Origin of the sequence: uncultured Methanobrevibacter sp. (assembly GCF_902764455.1) — an archaeon.
Lineage (GTDB): Archaea > Methanobacteriota > Methanobacteria > Methanobacteriales > Methanobacteriaceae > Methanocatella.
Genome location: NZ_CACWVY010000010.1, coordinates 2239 through 21524, shown reverse-complemented (window position 1 = coordinate 21524; position 19286 = coordinate 2239). Strand labels below are relative to the sequence as shown.

The 19286-nt window shown below is 34.7% G+C and carries 12 protein-coding genes; 1 reads left to right on the top strand and 11 read right to left on the bottom strand.

Features of this window, described 5'->3' with window-relative positions; genetic code table 11:
- Positions 1–25: 25 nt before the first annotated feature.
- A complete protein-coding gene (locus QZU75_RS03485) occupies positions 26–559 on the top strand; it encodes a nitroreductase (RefSeq protein WP_296881565.1) in 534 nt (177 codons plus the stop codon).
- A 104-nt stretch (positions 560–663) separates the two neighbouring features.
- Here the strand turns inward: QZU75_RS03485 and argS are convergent, their stop codons facing one another.
- The 11 genes from argS to QZU75_RS03430 form a co-directional block, all read right to left on the bottom strand.
- Positions 664–2364: an arginine--tRNA ligase gene (gene argS, locus QZU75_RS03480; RefSeq protein ID WP_296881564.1), complete on the bottom strand. Its 1701-nt coding sequence runs from the start codon at positions 2362–2364 to the stop codon at positions 664–666.
- 16 nt (positions 2365–2380) lie between these two features.
- Positions 2381–2806, bottom strand: coding sequence for a signal peptidase I (locus QZU75_RS03475; RefSeq protein WP_296881563.1), 426 nt, complete (start codon positions 2804–2806; stop codon positions 2381–2383).
- Positions 2807–2810: 4 nt separating this feature from the next.
- The gene (hemL, locus tag QZU75_RS03470; RefSeq protein WP_296881562.1) at positions 2811–4085 is read right to left on the bottom strand and encodes a glutamate-1-semialdehyde 2,1-aminomutase; all 1275 of its coding nucleotides are present in this window, start codon (positions 4083–4085) and stop codon (positions 2811–2813) included.
- Positions 4086–4094: 9 nt separating this feature from the next.
- The gene (locus QZU75_RS03465) at positions 4095–4724 is read right to left on the bottom strand and encodes a cobalt-precorrin-8 methylmutase (protein WP_296881561.1); all 630 of its coding nucleotides are present in this window, start codon (positions 4722–4724) and stop codon (positions 4095–4097) included.
- Positions 4725–4806: 82 nt separating this feature from the next.
- Entirely contained in the window at positions 4807–6009 is a 1203-nt protein-coding gene (locus tag QZU75_RS03460) for an aminoacetone oxidase family FAD-binding enzyme (protein ID WP_296881560.1), read from the bottom strand.
- Positions 6010–6030: 21 nt separating this feature from the next.
- Positions 6031–7350: an aspartate--tRNA(Asn) ligase gene (aspS, locus tag QZU75_RS03455; protein WP_296881559.1), complete on the bottom strand. Its 1320-nt coding sequence runs from the start codon at positions 7348–7350 to the stop codon at positions 6031–6033.
- Positions 7351–7552: 202 nt separating this feature from the next.
- Entirely contained in the window at positions 7553–8827 is a 1275-nt protein-coding gene (gene hisD, locus QZU75_RS03450; RefSeq protein ID WP_296881558.1) for a histidinol dehydrogenase, read from the bottom strand.
- A 7-nt stretch (positions 8828–8834) separates the two neighbouring features.
- Positions 8835–10484 carry a dihydroxy-acid dehydratase gene (ilvD, locus tag QZU75_RS03445; protein ID WP_296881557.1) on the bottom strand — a complete coding sequence of 550 codons (1650 nt, stop codon included), beginning with the start codon at positions 10482–10484 and terminating at the stop codon, positions 8835–8837.
- A gap of 275 nt (positions 10485–10759) precedes the next feature.
- Positions 10760–12490, bottom strand: a complete 1731-nt coding sequence (locus tag QZU75_RS03440) for a hypothetical protein (RefSeq protein WP_296881556.1) — start codon at positions 12488–12490, stop codon at positions 10760–10762.
- Complete coding sequence (locus QZU75_RS03435; RefSeq protein ID WP_296881651.1) at positions 12468–18467, bottom strand: hypothetical protein; 6000 nt, start codon at positions 18465–18467, stop codon at positions 12468–12470. Before QZU75_RS03435 ends, QZU75_RS03440 begins: the two co-directional genes overlap by 23 nt.
- A gap of 23 nt (positions 18468–18490) precedes the next feature.
- Positions 18491–19286, bottom strand: a 796-nt coding sequence (locus QZU75_RS03430) for a hypothetical protein (RefSeq protein ID WP_296881555.1), incomplete at its 5' end; no start/stop codon positions are given.

The window sequence follows — 19286 nt, the reverse complement described above, 5'->3', positions numbered from 1 at the left end:
AATTAAAAATCTGCGAGGATTTAATATGAACAAAACAATAGAAGATTTAAAAACAAGAAGAAGCATACGTAAATTTAAAGACGAACAGATAACCGACGAAGAGTTAAAAATAATTCTAGAAACAGGAACATATGCCCCAACTGCAAGAGGCCTTCAATCTCCTAAAATTGTAGTTATTCAAAATCCTGAAACCATCAAGGAGTTTTCAGAATGGAACAGAAGTTATTTCCCAATGGAAATGCCTGAAGATATGGATCCGTTCTATGGTGCAAAAACACTGCTGATTGTTCTTGCAGACAGTGAAATTCCAACATATGTTGAAGACGGCTCAAGCGTTTTGACTGTTTTAGTTAATGCAGCTCATGCAATCGGTGTTGGCAGCTGCTGGATTCACAGAGCACGTGAGGAATTTGCATCCGAGAAAGGAAAAGGATTGCTGAAAGAATGTGGAATTCCTGAAAGTTATGAAGGAATCGGCCACGTTGTTTTAGGATATCCGGATATGGAAGCACCTGAACCATTACCAAGAAAAGAAGACTACATCCACTATGTGGATTAAATCTTTATTTTTTTTAATTTTTTGTGTTAATACAGTTGAATATTAATATATTTGCAGAAAAATTAGAATTTAAAAAAAGAAATAAAAAGATGAGTTATACTCATCTACATTTTTTGAGGTGCAGAGACACCTAAAATATCTAAAGCATTTTTTATAGTAGTTTTAGCCCTGTCAACTAAAATTAATCTTGTATCTTCTATTTCAGATCCGATTACTTGTTCTGATTTGTAGAACTTGTTGAATGAACCGGCTAAATCTTGACAGTACTGTGTGATATTGTGAACTCTTTTCTTGTTGGCACAATCCTCAACTACCTGTGGGAATTTAGCTATTTGTCTGATTAAATCCTGTTCTGCATCATTAGGAATCCAGTCATCAGCAACTTTCAGACTGGCAATGTCTTTACCTGATTTTTCAAGTAATTTGCATGCTCTTGCATGTGCATATTGAATTGAAGCACAGCCTCTCTCAAAGCTTAAAGCTTCATCCCATTTGAATGTCAAGTGTTTTTCAGGAGATAATTTTGCAATGAAGAATCTTATAGCACCCACACCAATTTCTTCAGCCATTGGTGCAATTTCTTCTTCAGACAAATCAGGATTTCTTGATTTGATTTCATCATGTGCCCTTAAAACTGCTTCATCTATCAATTCATCAACAGATACAAATTTTCCTTTTCTGGTTGACATTGAACCTTCAGGAAGTGTAATGAATTCATAAAAGATTACTTCAGGAGCTTCCTGTCTTAAGATTTCTTCAAAAATAATTTTGATTTGTTTTGCAGCCAATTTATGGTCTGAACCTAAAATATCAAGAACAGTATCGCCTAAAGTAGCTTTGTATTTATGATAAGCCAAATCACGAGTGGAATAAAGTGATGTTCCATTGGAACGGCGTAAAACAAACTCTTTTTCAATGTTAAAGTCAGTCAAATCAATGTATAATACATCATTTTCACGGGTGAAACCTTCTCTTTGGATGAAATGTACAAGTTCATCGACTTCACCGTTTCTGACAAACTGACCTTCCCAGACAAAGTCATCGTGCACAATATTCATTCTTAAAAGTGATTCTTTCATTCCTGAAATACATTTGGACACAACGTCTTCAAAGACTTTATTTAATTCTTCATCAGAACCTTCCTCATATTTTTGGATTAATTCATCCACTTTAGCATTCAATGTTTCATCTTCTTCAACGGCCTTATTTGCATCGAAGTAGAGTTTTCCGATTTTATGGTCAATCTTATCGCCTTCGTAGTCTTCAATTTTCAGGCCGCATTCAGTTATACCGCATACGATAATAGCAATCTGTCTTCCCATATCATTAACATAATATTGAGTTATGACATCTCTTCCTGCTAATCTTAATAGTCTTGTAAGTGAATCTCCAAAAATTGAGTTCCTGATGTGTCCTATGTGAAGAGGACCATTAGGATTTGCTGAAGTATGTTCCAATACAATTTTTTCATCATAAGCTGGAAGCTGACCATAATTTTCATCAACTTTTTCCAATAACAATTTAGAGAATTTTGAATAGTCAATGAAGAAATTTACATAAGGACCAAAGTTCTGGACTTTGGAGAAAATTTCAGGAACTTCTATTTTGTCAACTAAATCCTTTGCAACTTCCGGAGGAGAAGTTTTTAATTTTTTAGTTAAAGCAAAAGCTATGGTACTTGCCAAATCCCCCAATTCAGGGTTTGGTGGGAAATCTAATCTAAAATTCCTGTCAATTTCTTCATCATATTTATCTAATGCCTTGTTAATAGCGTCAATAGCTTGTTTTTCAATTTCAAAATACATTAACTCACCTTAATAATCATAAACCTCTTAACCATAGGGAAAGATAACCAACTTTTGGAATGACAATCAAATTATCTCCAAGTGTGACTACCTTCTCATTAATCTGATCTGCCTTTACATAATAGGGATCGGGAGCATTGTTATTGTCCCCCTTAATCATATACATCGTAGTTCCGTTGATATTTGTAATGTTTATTACCCTGTGAATAACAGGCTGGTTATACCATGCCGCATCATAAACAACCACATCACCTACTTTAACATCCTTAGGATCGAATTCATGAAGGCCTAGAAAATCCGCTTTTTGAACTAGAACAATATCTCCTCTGTAAAACGCAGGTTCCATACTGCCAGAAACTACTACATTCAAGTGCTGAGCGGCAATCAACACTATAATAAGAATAATTGCATAAGATGCTATTTCTTTAAAGTCTATATCCATTGTATTACCTTCTTGATTTTTTAAATGCCATCTCTAAAGCAATTTCAATTGCATCTGAGGTTTTCTGTAAATCCTCCATTGTATGAGCATTTGAAATAAAATTACATTCAAATTGAGATGGTGGAATGAATACACCTTCTTTTAACAATGCCTTGAAGTATCTCAGGAATTTCTTTCTGTCTGATTCCTGAGCATCAGCATAATTATATACAGGTGCAGGATTGAAATAAATTTGAAACATAGATGCAAGACCGACAGGTTGAATGTTGTATTCTTCATCTTCGATTATGGATTTGATATTTCCTCTCAGGTAATTACCTTTTCGCTCAAGCTCTTTGTAAAATGCATCATCGAGTTGTGTTAATGTGGAAATACCTGCCTGTACAGATACAGGATTACCTGAAAATGTACCTGCCTGATACACCGGACCTTGAGGTGCAATCAGTTCCATAATTTCCGCCTTACCACAAAAGGCACCCATCGGAAGCCCTCCTCCAACAATCTTACCGAGAGTTGTTAAATCGGGAGTGACACCATAATACTCCTGAGCCCCACCGCGTGATGCTCTAAAACCTGTGATTACTTCATCAAATATTAATACAATTCCATTTTCTTCAGTTATTTTTCTAATGAAATCTAAAAATCCAGGTTTTGGTTCAATACAACCAACATTGCCCATTACAACCTCCATGATTATACAAGCAATGTTTTCACCTTCTTTTTCAATTAACTCTGTTAAAGCTTCTTCATCATTGAACGGAACGGATAAAGTATTTTTTGTAGTGTCTTCAGGAATTCCGGGAGAGTCAGGAAGTGTAGCTGCTCCGGAACCGCCTTTCACAAGCACATAATCATGAGCTCCGTGATAAGCTCCTTCAAACTTGACAATTTTATCCCTGCCTGTAAAACCTCTTGCAAGCCTGATTGCACTCATGGTAGCTTCAGTTCCACTATTTGCAAATCTTACCATTTCAGCAGAAGGAATTCTGTCAACTACCTCTTTTGCAAGAGTTATTTCATTTTCAGTAGGAGTACCGTATGCAGTTCCAATAGTCAATTGATTGGAAACTTCTCTTACAACTTTAGGGTCTGCATGACCTAAAATTAAAGGACCATAAGCTAAACAGTGGTCAATATAAGTTTTTCCATCCACATCAGTGAGTTTAGATCCTCCAGCACTTTTAACGAAAAACGGATAAGGCTTAAAAGCACGGACTGGAGAATTTACTCCTCCCGGGAAATACTTTCTGGATTCATTAAACAATTCTTCGGAATACATTTTATCACTCTACAAATGTTGAATTAAGGAATTTACACAAGCTACAGCAATTGGTGTTCCGCCTTTTGGTCCCTCAACAATAATATTTGGAATATTTGAATTATGCAGTGCCTCTTTAGAATCAGCGGCTCCTACAAAACCAACAGGAACTCCTACAATAGCTTTAAGATTCATTTCACCTTTCTGGTATAAATCCATAGCTTCAAAAACAGCAGTCGGAGCATTACCTGAAACTACAATACCTTCAAAGTCATTCTGTGCAGCATATCTCATGGCAGCGGCAGCTCTTGTAATCTGATGCTCTTTAGCTATTTTAACAACTTCTTCGTTTTTGATATAACATTCAACTTCACCCTCATACCTTGTAATACCATATTTAACCATGTTAATATCAGTTAAAATAGTTTCTTTATTTTTAAGGGACGCCATAGCTGCATCTACAAAATCAGGACTCATTTTCACTAATTTTGCATATTCAGGATCTGCAGTTGAATGAACAATCCTTTCAACGATGTCTCTTTCTATAGGTTTCAAATCTTTGACATCATCACCAATAAGGCCACGGATAATCTCTCTACTTTTGTTGGCAATATCGAGACCTTGTTTAGTTGATGCACCCATGAACATTTTGTCTGTCATGATTTAATTTTTGAATTAAATATATGTTAAATATTTTGATATTTTGAAAGTAAATGTTAAAATTAATAGATAACTTCAAAAATTATTTTTCACTGGCAGACATTCCCGCAAGATAACCTGTTGAAAAAGCGATTTTTAAGTTATAGCCACCGGTAGGACCGTGCAAATCCAAAACTTCCCCTGCAAAATATAGGTTGGGGATTAATGTTGACTCCATTGTTTTTGGATTAATATTATCCAAATCAACACCGCCAATTGTAACTTTTGCCAAATCCTTATTGAAATCTGTTATTTCAAATGTAAACCTTTTTAAATTTTCAATCAGACGATTTTTACTTTTTTTGTTGACTCTTGACAGCTGCAGTTCACCATCCAAATTTATCTCGTTTAAAAAGAATTCAATGAAACTGTTTGTCAGAAACATCTTCAGATAATTTTTAAGCATTGTTTTTCCCTTAAGCTGAAAATCGCTGTTAAACTTTTCGTGCAAATCATCACGTGATAAATTCGGGCACAAATCAATAGCTATTTCAAAGTCTAGTTTTGGTTCGTTTTCTAATAAGTTATAAGTTAAAACTTCTGAAATTTCATTGCTTAAATTTATGATTGCCGGACCGGTCAGGCCAACATGAGAAAACAAAACATTGCCTTTCACTTTATGTTTCTTATAACTTACAACCACATCAAAAAGAGTAATTCCCGCAATGGATGAGAGATCTTTTTTAGTGATTAATGGAGCAAGACCATATTTTATATCGGTTACAGGCTGTGAGGTTAAAAAATAGTTGTCAGGACTGCAGCCGGTCTGAGGATAGGTAATTCCTCCAGTTGCGACAATAACCTTATCTGCCTTTATATTATCATTTATAATAAATCCCCTTTCGATACTTTTAACTTCTAAGTTATAACTTATAACAACACTATCAAGATAATCAGTTAAAATATTTAAGACATCTTTGGATTTTTCACTTTCGGGAAATATTCTGTTATCATCTTCTTCAATGAAATTCAATCCCTTATCTTCAAAAATTGAGAGTAACATTTCATTTGTAAATGTAAAAAAAGAGTGTTTTAAAAAGTTTTTTTGAGGATAAACATTCAATAGCTTTTTAATTGGTTTTTGGTTTGTAATATTGCATCTTCCACCTCCGCTCATAAGAAGCTTTCGTCCCAAAGAGGAGTTTTTCTCAAGCAATATCACATTTGAGGAATTTTGACTGGCAGCAATAGCCGCCATGATTCCTGCAGGACCTCCGCCAATAACAGCTATCTCATATTCATCCATAATAATCCAAAAAAGAAAGTATTAAGGGGTTAGTCTGTGTCTGTCTCTTGGGAAGAGTACACATTCACGGATGTTTTCAGCGCCGGTAAGTACCATGGTTAACCTGTCAGCACCTACACCCCAACCTGCATGAGGAGGCATACCGTATTCAAATGCTTTAAGATAGCTTCCAAATCCGTCCGGGTTTAATCCTCTTTCTTCGATTTGTTTTACAAGTAAATCGTGCTGGTGTACACGGGTAGCACCTGAAGACAATTCAAGGTTATTGTACATTAAATCGAAAGCGTGAGAGTATTTTTCGTCTCCTTCCTTAGGCATTACATAGAACGGTTTGATTTCAGATGGCCATTCAGTTAAGAAATAAAATCCGCCCATAGCATCTCCTAAAACTTTTTCAGCTTCACGGGATAAGTCTTCTCCCCATTCCATTTCAACATCACCGGCATTTACGATTTCTAAAGCTTCATCGTAAGTTACGTGTGGGAATCTTTTTTGCGGAACTTCAATTTCATGACCTAAGATTTCCAATTCATCGGCACAGTTATTGTTGATATCGGTAATTACATTAACGAGCATGTCATTTAAGATGTTCATTACATCTTCATCATCCATGAATGAAGCTTCAGCATCGATGGAAACAGCTTCATTTAAGTGTCTTAAGGTATCATGCTCTTCTGCTCTGAAAATTTGACCGATTTCAAATACTTTATCCATTCCACTAGCCATCATCATCTGTTTGTACAATTGTGGAGATTGGCCTAAAAATGCTTCTTTTTCAAAGTAGATAATCGGGAATAATTCTGTTCCTCCTTCAGTAGCGGATGCTACAAGTTTAGGAGTGTTAATTTCAAAAAATCCATTATCATAGAAGAAATCTCTTATGGTATGGAACATTTGACCTTTAATTTTGAAAATAGCTGAAACATTTTCTTTTCTGATATCCAAGAATCTTGAATCTAATCTTGTATCAATTCCAGCTTTAACTTTTTCAGTTGGATCCATTGGTAAAGGTTGGTTAGCTAAGTTTAGAACTTTAACTTCTTTTGGTAAAATTTCAACACCATTTGGAGCTTTAGGAGCTTCCTGAGCCATACCTTTAATTGCAACAACTGATTCTTTTCTTAATTCTCTTAATTCTTCCATAATTTTTTCGTCAACTTTTTTGCTTGGAGCAGTTATTTGAACTCTACCGGTCACATCACGGAGGATAACGAACATGATTCCACCGAAATCACGGATTTCATGTACCCAACCCATTACAGTAACATCACTGCCTGCAATTTCGGAATTGCATTGGTTAGCGTAGTTAGTTCTTCTCCAATCGTTTAATAAACCTTGCAAATTATTCACCTCTAGGTTTGTAAAAATTAATAATAATGATAAATTTTCATTATAATTTTAGTTTATTTTTAATGTTTAATAAATATATGTTAAAATATTGAAAATGTCTTTTAAAATCAAATATTAAGAAATAATTCTAGTAAAACTTATCAAAAAAAATCGTTTAAAAAAAAAATGTAAGGATTAAAAATCAAATCCTTATTTAATCTCTTAATCTTGTTTTAAATGAATTTGCATGTGCAAAAAAACCTTCATATTCCGCAATCGGTACAGAAGTTTTTGAAAGCTCCTTAAGACCCTCTTTAGTAAGTCTTTGAACTGTAGGCTTTTTAATAAATGCTTCAGTTGAAAGGCCGGAATACATTTTAGCACCGCCTCCTGTAGGCAAAACGTGGTTTGTTCCGGATCCGTAATCTCCTGCTGCAACAGGTGAGTATGCACCTAAAAAGATTGAACCGGCATTTTTAATGTGTGATAATGTTTCATCATCATCAGCTGTGGATATGATTAAATGTTCGGGAGCATATTCATTTGTAACATAAATTGCTTCCTCAAAAGTGTTAGTGACAATGATTTTTCCACTTTTTGATAATGATTCTTCTATAATTTCACGCCTTGGTGCAGTCTCGGTTAACTGCCTGACAAATTCATCTGTCTTAATAGCCAGGTCCTCATCATCAGTTACTAAAAAACATGAAGCATTAGGGTCATGTTCTGCCTGTGCTAATATGTCAGTTGCTAAAAATTCAGGGTTTGCAGTAGAATCCGCCAATATAAGCACTTCTGAAGGACCTGCAGGAAACTCAATATCTACTTGACCATATACTAATTTTTTTGCAGCTGTAACGAATATATTACCCGGACCGACAATTTTTTCTACACGAGGTATTGACTCGGTACCATATGCAAGACCTGCAATTGCCTGTGCTCCACCGACTTTATATATCTCATCTGCACCTGCAATATCTGCTGCAACCAAAATGGCATCTAAAATTTTTCCGTCCTTTTGTGGAGGTGTCACACAAACGACTTTTTTAACACCGGCAATTTTTGCTGGAATTACTGTCATCAATATTGATGAAGGGTAAGCCGCACGACCTCCAGGGATATAACATCCGGCAGAGTTAATTGGCCTTACAATTTGACCTGCAACAATACCTGGATTTACTTCCATTTCCCACTCAGATGGAATTTGCCTTTTATGAAATTTTTCAATATTATCTGCCGCTTGCTTTAAAGCCACAAGCAATTCATCATCCAAAGTTTCATAAGCCTCTTCAATTTCATCTTTGGATACTTTCAAATTTTCTATTGTAACACCATCAAACTTCTCAGTATATTCTCTAATAGCATTATCTTTATTTACTCTAACATTGTTTAAAATGTCAGAAACAATGTCTAATACCTTGTTTACATCTTCTTCTGATCTTTTGATAGTTTCAGTTAAATCAATCTCTGAATAATTAAGTATTTCCATTTAAACACTACCTTAATATAGCACCAGTATCTGCTGAGTGAACCAGTTTCTGATACAATGCCAACCATCCTGCAACATCACTTTCAGGGTGTTTGACATCTTTAAGTCTTGCTTCGATTTCTTCATCTGAAAGTTCAACATTAATTAATCTGTTGTTAATGTCAATCTCAATAATGTCCCCATCTTTTATTGCGGCAATCGGACCATCTTCTCTGGCTTCAGGAGATACATGTCCTATACAAGGCCCACGTGTTCCTCCGGAGAACCTTCCGTCAGTGATTAATCCGACATCCTTAATGTTCATTCCTGCAAGAGCAGAGGTTGGATTGAGCATTTCACGCATACCAGGTCCACCTTTAGGTCCTTCATATCTGATTACAACAATGTCTCCTTCATCGATTTCATGGTCAAATATTGCTTTTGTTACATCCTCTTCTGAATTATATACTTTAGCCGGACCTTTAAGATGCATTAAATGATCTGCAACTGCACCTTTTTTAACAACACTTCCGTTTGGAGCAAGATTACCTTTAAGAATTGCAATTCCACCATCTTCATGTACAGGATTATCCAATGTACGAATAACATCAGTGTTTTTGTTTTCAACATTTTCAAGATTTTCAGCAATAGTCTTTCCGGTAACAGTTAACTGATTTGTATCAATTTTGTCTCCTAATGTTTTAAGAACTGCCTGAATACCACCGGCCAAATGTAAATCCATCATTGAATCTTCACCTGCAGGAGATATCAATGCGATATGAGGTACTTTTCTTGATATTTCATCAAAGAGTTCCAAATCAACATCAACACCTTCAACTTCACTTGCCAAAGCAGGAATATGTAATGCTGTATTGGATGAACCTCCAAGTGCCATATCAACTGCTATTGCATTGTTGAAAGCTTCCTGAGTCATAATATCAGACGGTTTAATGTCATCTTCAACCAGTTTGATAATCTGTCTGCCTGACTCGAATGCAACCTGGTTGTTTTCTTCTGTTAAAGCATGAGTGGTTGCACAGGTCGGAAGTGATAATCCTAATGTTTCGGTAATACATGCCATTGTGTTTGCTGTAAATAATCCTGAACAGCTTCCGGCACCAGGACATGCACATTTTTCAAGTTCATTTACTTCTTCTTCAGTCATTTTTCCAGCAGAATATGCTCCAACTGCTTCAAATACAGTGATTAAATCTGCAGGTTTGCCCTTATAAGAACCTGATGCCATAGGTCCTCCAGTAACGACAATTGATGGTACATTAACTCTTGCTGCACCCATAATCATTCCAGGAACTACTTTATCACAGCTTGGAATCAATACCAGTCCGTCAAATGCATGTCCTTTGGTCATACTTTCAACTGTTGCTGCGATGATTTCCCTTGAAGGCAGGGAATATTTCATACCTTCATGGTTCATACTGATTCCGTCACAAACTGCCATTGTATCAAATTCAAATGGAATACCGCCGGCAGCGATGATTCCTTCTTTTACAAATTCAACAAGGGCTTTAAGGTGAATGTGACCAGGTACAATATCTGTATAACTGTTTGCTATACCAATAAACGGTTTTTTAAAGTCATCATCTTCAAGTCCGCATGCTCTTAAAAGAGATCTGTGGGGAGCTCTTTGAATTCCTTTTTTAATACTATCACTTTTCATTTAATCACACATATAATTTAATCATAAATATTTATTTAATTCATAACTTTTAAAATGTTTGAATTATATGAAAAGTTAGGATTTGAGTGTTGATATGTAGATTAAGTGGTGAAAGTTATGGAAATAACATGACAAGATGATAATTATGAAAAAGAAGTCCGCTTAAATAAATGATTTTAATGTCAACATGCAAAATTATCGAATGAAAATTGCATTAAATGAATGTTAATGAAAAAAATAAAAAGTATGGGAAAATTAATTTTCCCATTTCGTGTTTAATCTTTTCTTCTTAGACTTACGCCTGCAATTGCAAGTAACGCCAATAGAACCATTACGATTGGATTGCCTGTAGCATACATTTTAGGAGTTTCACTTACTGAAACTTTATTTTGCTCTTGAGGAGGCAATACTTCAACTTCAGCAGAGTCGTTGTTGTTTGAAAGGTCGCTGTCAAAGGTATCACTGATGACACTTGCTTCAACAATGACTTTGCCGCTTACCAACGCTCTGGTATTAAGTATGAGAGTAACCTCTTCTCCAGGAGCTAAATCCCCGATTGTCCAGATTCCAGTTTCAGGATCATAAGTACCTTTAGATACTTCTTCTCCTAAAAGTTCCAATCCTTTAGGCAACTTAATGGATGCACGAGTGTTTTCTGCAGTATCAGGACCATTGTTTACGACTATAACTTTGATGACAACTTTATCACCGACAATGACCTCTTCAACTTCAGGTTCAACAGTGATAACCAAATCAGCTTCAGGAGGAACAGTAGTTGAACTGTTGCAGTGATTGTTTGTATCGTTAGGGTCATATGTGTCTGAAGTTACATCTGCAAGATTGACGATTGTCCTGTTGGTGGTTGCAACCAAAGTGACAATGTTGATTTTTGCAGATTCTCCATTTGCAAGATCTCCAATAGTCCAGATTCCTGATTTAGAATTATAATTATTTAGGGAATCATCTGAGACATAAATTAAGCCAGAAGGCAATTTATCTGTTACTTTTGTGTTTACAGCAGTGTTTGGCCCTTTATTAGTAACAATGATTGTCCAAATGATTTTATCGTTTTTATGTGGGATTGTAGATGAAACGAATTTTATAATTTCTAAATCTGCTACTGGATCTGAAGTGATTGTACAGTTAACTGTGTCATTTTTGCCGTTAATGTCAATAATGGTTAAATTGTTAACCAAATCACCAGTACCATTTACAAAGACCTTCAAGGTTATTACTGCAATGGATTTTGCAGGAATATTATTTATTATCCAACTAATGTTTTGACCGTTTACATTTTCCACTACCAAGTCAGCACCTTCAATGCTTATGGTTCCGCTGAATATCAAACCAACAGGCAAATTATCAATAACTGTCAAGTTTTTAGTGTAATTGTTATTACCTGTATTGTTGACTGTCAAGTAATATTCTACGAACCTGTGGTTATAGGTTCTTGTAGTGTTTACTGACTTTTGAATTTCTGGAAGAGGAACAATCACAACAGGCTTATGATCCCTATTGTTAGTGTAGTTTATCTCTTTTTCACCACATCTTACTTCAACAGCATTATCGATATCTATTCCAACAGATTTAGCACGTAAGAACAATACTAAAGATACTTGAGTGCCGTTTTCCAAGTCACCAATAAACCAAACCTTACTGACAGGATCAAAAGTACCGCTGGATAGATTACAATCAACGAATTCAAATTCATCAGGAATGAAATCGCTTAATGAAACTTGGGTTGCATTGTTACTGTCAGGACTGTTGGATACAGTAATGTTGACAACTGCAATGTCATCGATGAAATACTCCTCTTTATCAGTAGTAATGTTTACTGAAATATCAACGATAGGAATTGGTTTTATTGTACAGTTGACTGTAGCATCAGTGCCATGAGGACCTACAATAGTTAAATTATTGGTTAAATCACCAACAGCATTAACTTTAACTTTAACAACGATAGTAGCACTACCTTTAGCAATATTAGTTAAAACCCAGGTAATCACTTGACCACTCAATCACATCATGATAATAAGGAGTATCATTATTAACAGTTTTAACAGGCTGTGGAAGAGGAACAATACCTACAGATTTAACTGCATCATTATTATTGTACTCCCACTCTTTCTCATCACATGAAGCATTAACTTCATTTACAATGTTATTTGCAGGAGTTACAGCACGGGAATTAATGACTAAAGTCACATTAGTTCCATTAGCCAATTCAGGAATACTCCAAACACCAGTTTCATCATCATAAGTACCACCAGTAACAGTACAGTTGATAAATTCAAACTCATCAGGAAGCAATTCACTCAACTTGATATTTGAAGCGTTAGTACCATTGCCTGCATTGGATACAATTACAGTCCAAACAGCAACATCATCAACGAAATACTCATCCTTATCACTAGTAATATTAACAGAAATATCCACTAAAGGAACAGGATAAACAGTCTCATTAACAGTCTTACTAGTACCATTAGGACCAACAACAGTTAAATTATTAGTCAAATCACCAACAGCATTAACTTTAACCTTAACAACGATAGCAGCACTACCTTTAGCAATATTAGTTAAAACCCAGGTAATCACTTGACCATTTTGATTTTCACACTCAATCACATCATGATAATAAGGAGTATCATTATTAACAGTTTTAACAGGCTGTGGAAGAGGAACAATACCTACAGATTTAACTGCATCATTATTATAGTAATCCCATTCTTTCTCATCACATGAAGCATTAACTTTGTTAGTAATATCATCAGCAGGAGTCTTAGCACGAGAATTAATGACTAAAGTCACATTAGTTCCATTAGCCAATTCAGGAATACTCCAAACACCAGTTTCATCATCATAAGTACCGCCAGTAACAGTACAGTTGATAAATTCAAACTCATCAGGAAGCAATTCACTCAACTTAATGTTAGAAGCGTTAGTACCGTTAGCAGCATTTGAAACAGTAATGGTCCAAACAGCAACATCATCAACGAAATACTCATCCTTATCACTAGTAATATTAACAGAAATATCAACTAAAGGAACAGGAGTAATAGTACAGTTAACCATATCAGTAGCACCACGAGGACCAACAACAGTTAAATTATTAGTCAAATCACCAACAGCATTAACCTTAACCCTAATAACAATAGTAGCATTAGACTTAGCAGAAATATTAGTAATAGCCCATTTAACAACTTGACCATCAACACTTTCCTTAATCAAATCAGCACCAACAATACTAAGAGTTCCATTAAACTCTAAACCAACAGGCAAGGAGTCAATAACATCAAACTCACTAATATACTTATTATTACCTAAATTCTCAACAGTCAAAGTATACTCAACAAACTCATGATAATAAGGAGTACTATTTGAAACAGTTTTCTCAGGCCTATGGAATGAAACAATGTCAACAATCTTTTTATCATCGTTGTTAGTGTAATTCCATTCTTTTTCAGCACAGGTTGCATTTACTTCATTAACAATATCATTTGCTGGGTCTTTAGCATGAGCATAAATCACTAAAGTAACATCAGTACCATTAGTCAAGTTTCCGATTGTCCAAACACCAGTAGTTTCATTATATGAAGTACCATCTGGAAGATCACAGTACATATATTCAAACTCATCTGGAATCAATTCGCTTAATTTAACATCAGAAGCATTTGTAGCGTTAGCAGCATTTGAAACAGTAATAGTCCAAACAGCAACATCATCAACAAAGTACTCATCCTTATCACTAGTAATATTAACAGAAATATCAACAATAGGCACAGCAGTAATAGTACAGTTTACAGTAGTGCTATTGCCTTTAGGTCCAACAACAGTTAAATTATTAGTTAAATCACCAACAGCATTAACTTTAACCAAAATAGTAATAGTAGCACTACCTTTAGTAATATTAGTTAACATCCAGGTAATTACTTGACCATTTTGATTTTCACTGACTTTAACAGCACCAATAACATTAACGGTTTTGATAAACTCTAAACCATCAGGCAAACTGTCAATAAGAGTTAAATTATCCATATAATTATCACTACCAACATTAACAACAGTTAAATTATATTCAATCTCTTCATGGTAATATGGGGTATCGTTGGATACATCTTTTACAGGTTTAGGAAGAGGAACTATATTAACTGGTTTAATTGCTTTATTGTTATCATAATTCCATTCATCTTCAGTACAATTAACTTCAGCAGTGCCAATAATATTATTTCCAGGAGTAACTGCAAGAGCTTCTACTGTAAATGTAATATTTGTACCATTGGCGATTACAGGAATAATCCATACATCATCGGTTACATCATAAGATTTACCGTTACTGTCAGTACAGTTAATCAATTTGAAGTTTTCAGGTGAGAACAGATCTTTTAAGTTAATATTAGTTGCATTTGTACCGTTAGCGGCATTTGAAACAGTAATAGTCCAAACAGCAACATCATCAACAAAGTACTCATCCTTATCACTGGTAATGTTAACAGAAATATCAACAATAGGCATAGGAGCAATAGTACAGTTGGCCATGTCAGTAGAGTTACGAGGACCTTTGACAGTTAAATTGTTAGTCAAATCACCAACAGCATTAACTTTAACCAAGATAACGATAGTTGCATTAGACTTAGCAGGAATATCAGTTAAAATCCAAGTAATTACTTGACCTTCACGAACTTCACTGATATTCTTAGCATTACTAATACTGAGAGTCTTAATAAACTCTAAACCATCAGGTAAACTGTCAATAACAGTGAAATTGCTAGTGTACATGTTATTTCCTAAATTCTCAAGTGTCAATGTATAATTCACATATTCATGATAATACGGAGTACTGTTGGAAACAGTCTTCTCAGGCCTGTGAAATGAAATAATATCAACAGTCTTTTTATCATCATTGTTATCGTAATCCCATTCTTTTTCATCACAGGACACATTAACTTTGTTAGTAATATCATTAGCAGGATTTTTAGCATGAGCGTAAATCACCAAAGTAACATTTGTACCATTAGCCAAGTCAGGAATACTCCAAACACCAGTAGTCTCATTATATACAGTACCATCAGGAGCATCACAGTACATATACTCAAACTCATCTGGAAGCAATTCGCTTAAGTTGATACTTGAAGCATTAGTACCGTTAGCAGCATTAGTTACAGTAATAGTCCAGACAGCAACATCATCAACAAAGTACTCATCCTTATCACTGGTAATGTTAACAGAAATATCAACAATAGGCACAGCAGTAATAGTACAGTTAACTACTTCTGTAGAGTTACGAGGACCAACAACAGTTAAATTATTAGTCAAATCACCAACAGCATTAACTTTAACCAAGATAACGATAGTAGCATTGGACTTAGCAGGAATATTGGTTAAAATCCAAGTAACATTCTGACCATTATGAACCTCACTAATATTCTTAGCACCTGAAATGCTGAGAGTCCTAATAAACTCTAAACCAGCAGGTAAACTGTCAATAACAGTGAAATTGCTGGCATACATATTATTACCTAAATTCTCAACAGTTAATGTATAGTTTACATATTCATGATAATACGGAGTACTGTTGGAAACAGTTTTAACAGGTTTATGGAACGCTACAATCTCAACAATTATATTATCCTTGTTGTTAGTGTAATTCCACTCTTTTTCATCACAGGTAACATTAACTTTATTTTCAATATCACTTGCAGGAACTTTAGCATGAGTATAAATCACTAAAGTAACATCAGTACCATTTGCCAATTCAGGAATGGTCCAAACTCCTGTTTCATTGTTATAAGCAACATCATCGGAAGAGTACATGAACTCAAATTCATCAGGAATCAATTCATTCAATTTAATATTTGTGGCATTAGTAGCATTAGCAGCATTTGAAACAGTTATAGTCCAAACAGCAACATCATCAACAAAGTACTCATCCTTATCACTAGTAATATTAACTGAAATATCAACAATAGGAATAGGATATACAGTACAATTGTCAGTATTGTTAATTCCATTAGGACCAGTAACAGTCACATTATTGGTTAAATTGCCAACATACTTAACTGCAGGATCTCTAGTCACATTATTAGTAATGAAAGTACTGTCGCTGATAATATTATCACCAAGACCAACAACTTTAACCCAAACAGTAATTGTAGCTTTAGATTTACCTGCAATATTTGTTATAAACCAGGTTACAGTCTGATTATTAACATTTACATATTTAGCAGCCTCATTAGCATCTTTAACTACATAACCAACAAATTTTAAACCATCAGGTAAAGTGTCAGTGACGTTCAAGACATCAGTATATTCAATAGCACCATCATTAACAATAGTCAAATTATACTTAATTACATCATTGTAATACGGAGTATTATTATTAACGGATTTTACAGGATATGGGAGATCATAAACATCAACTGTAATACCAGCTTTATTGTTTGTCATATTCCAGTCTGTTTCATTACATGTTGCTGAAACATTATGAGGAATATCATCTCCACTTTGTATAACATGAGAATTGATTACCAAAGTAACGTTAGTACCGTTTGCCAAGTTTCCGATTGTCCAAACACCGGTTGTTTCATTATATACTGTGCCGTCCGGTAAAGTGCAATTAATGAATTCGAAATAATCAGATGGGAATAAATCCTTCAAAGTAACATTAGTCGCATTGGTACCGTTTTCGGCATTGTGAACTGTGACTGTCCAAACAGCTATATCGTCAACAAAGTACTCATCCTTATCACTAGTAATGTTAACAGAAATATCAACAATAGGCATAGGAGCAATAGTACAGTTAACCATGTCAGTAGCACCACGAGGACCAATAACAGTTAAATTATTAGTCAAATCACCAACAGCATTAACCTTAACCAGAATAACGATAGTAGCATTGGACTTAGCAGGAATATTTGTTAAAATCCAAGTAACATTCTGACCATCATGTACCTCACTGATATTCTTAGCACCATTAATGCTGAGAGTCCTAATAAACTCTAAACCAGCAGGCAAAGTGTCAATAACAGTGAAATTACTGGTATATGTATAATTACCTAAATTCTCAACAGTCATTGTAAAATTCACATATTCATGATAATAAGGAGTACTGTTGGAAACAGTTTTAACAGGTTTATGGAATGCTACAATCTCAACAATCATATTATCCTTGTTGTTAGTGATATTCCACTCTGTTTCATCACAGGTGACATTAACATTAACTTCAATGTCATCTGCAGGAATCTTAGCGTGGGAATATATTTTCAAAGTAATATCAGTACCGTTAGCCAATTCAGGAATGCTCCAAACTCCAGTAGTTTCATTATATACAGTACCATCCGGAAGGTCACAGTACATATATTCAAACTCATCAGGAATCAATTCATTCAACTTAATATTTGAAGCATTTGTACCGTTAGCAGCATTGTGAACAGTTATTGTCCAAACAGCAACATCATCAACAAAGTATTCAACTTTGTCGCTGGTAATGTTAACTGATAAATCTACAATAGGCATAGGATTAATTGTACAGTTTACAGTTCTGCTACTGCCTTTAGGACCAACAACAGTCAAATTATTAGTTAAATTACCTAAACTGTTAACTTTAACCCTAACAACAATAGTAGCGTTATTAGTAGAAATATTAGTTAATTTCCAGATAATGACTTGACCATTTTTATCTTCACTAACTTTAACAGCACCAATAACATTTACTGTTTTGACAAACTCTAAACCAGCAGGTAAACTATCAATAACAGTTAAAACATCAGTATAATTATCCGCACCAGTATTAACAACAGTCAAATTATACTCAATCTCTTCATGATAATAAGGAGTATCATTATTAACAGTTTTTACCGGATAAGGAATAACGTCAACAAGTTTGTTTGCTTTATTGTTAGTGAAATTCCATTCAGTTTCATTACAGGACACAGATACAATATGAGGAATGTCATCTCCTTCATGTTTAGCAACGGAATTAATCACCAAAGTAACATTTGTGCCATTATTCAAGTTTCCAATAGTCCAAACACCAGTAGATTAGAAGCATTACCAGCATTTGAAACAGTTATTGTCCAGACAGCAATATCATCTATAAAGTACTCATCCTTGTCGCTTGTAATATTAACAGAAATATCTACAATAGGAACCGGATAAACAGTACAGTTAACTGTCTTAGCAGTACCATTAGGGCCAGTAACAGTCAAATTATTGGTTAAATTACCAACATACTTAACAGCAGGATTACTAGTCACATTATTAGAAATGAAAGTACTGTCCCTGATAATATTATCACCAAGTCCAACTACTTTAACCCAAACAGTAATAGTAGCATTAGACTTACGAGCAATATCTGTAATAAACCATGTAACAGTCTGATTATTAACATTCACAAACTGAGCATACTCAGTAGCACCATTAACTACATAACGAACAAATTTCAAACCATCAGGCAAAGTGTCAGTGACATTCAAAGCACCAGCATAATCTGTAGTGCCGATATTAACAATGGTTAAATTATACTCAATAATATCATTGTAATACGGAGTGTTATTGTTTACAGTTTTTACCGGATACGGAAGAATAACAACATCAACGGTAATATCAGCCTTATTGTTTGTGAAATTCCATTCAGTTTCATTACAGGATACTGAGACATTATGAAGTATGTCATCACCATCATTTATTGCAATGGATTTAATGACTAAAGTAACATTTGTGCCATTATTCAAGTTTCCAATAGTCCAAACACCAGTAGTTTCATTATATATGGTGCCTTCAGAAGCATTAAAATCAATAATGTCG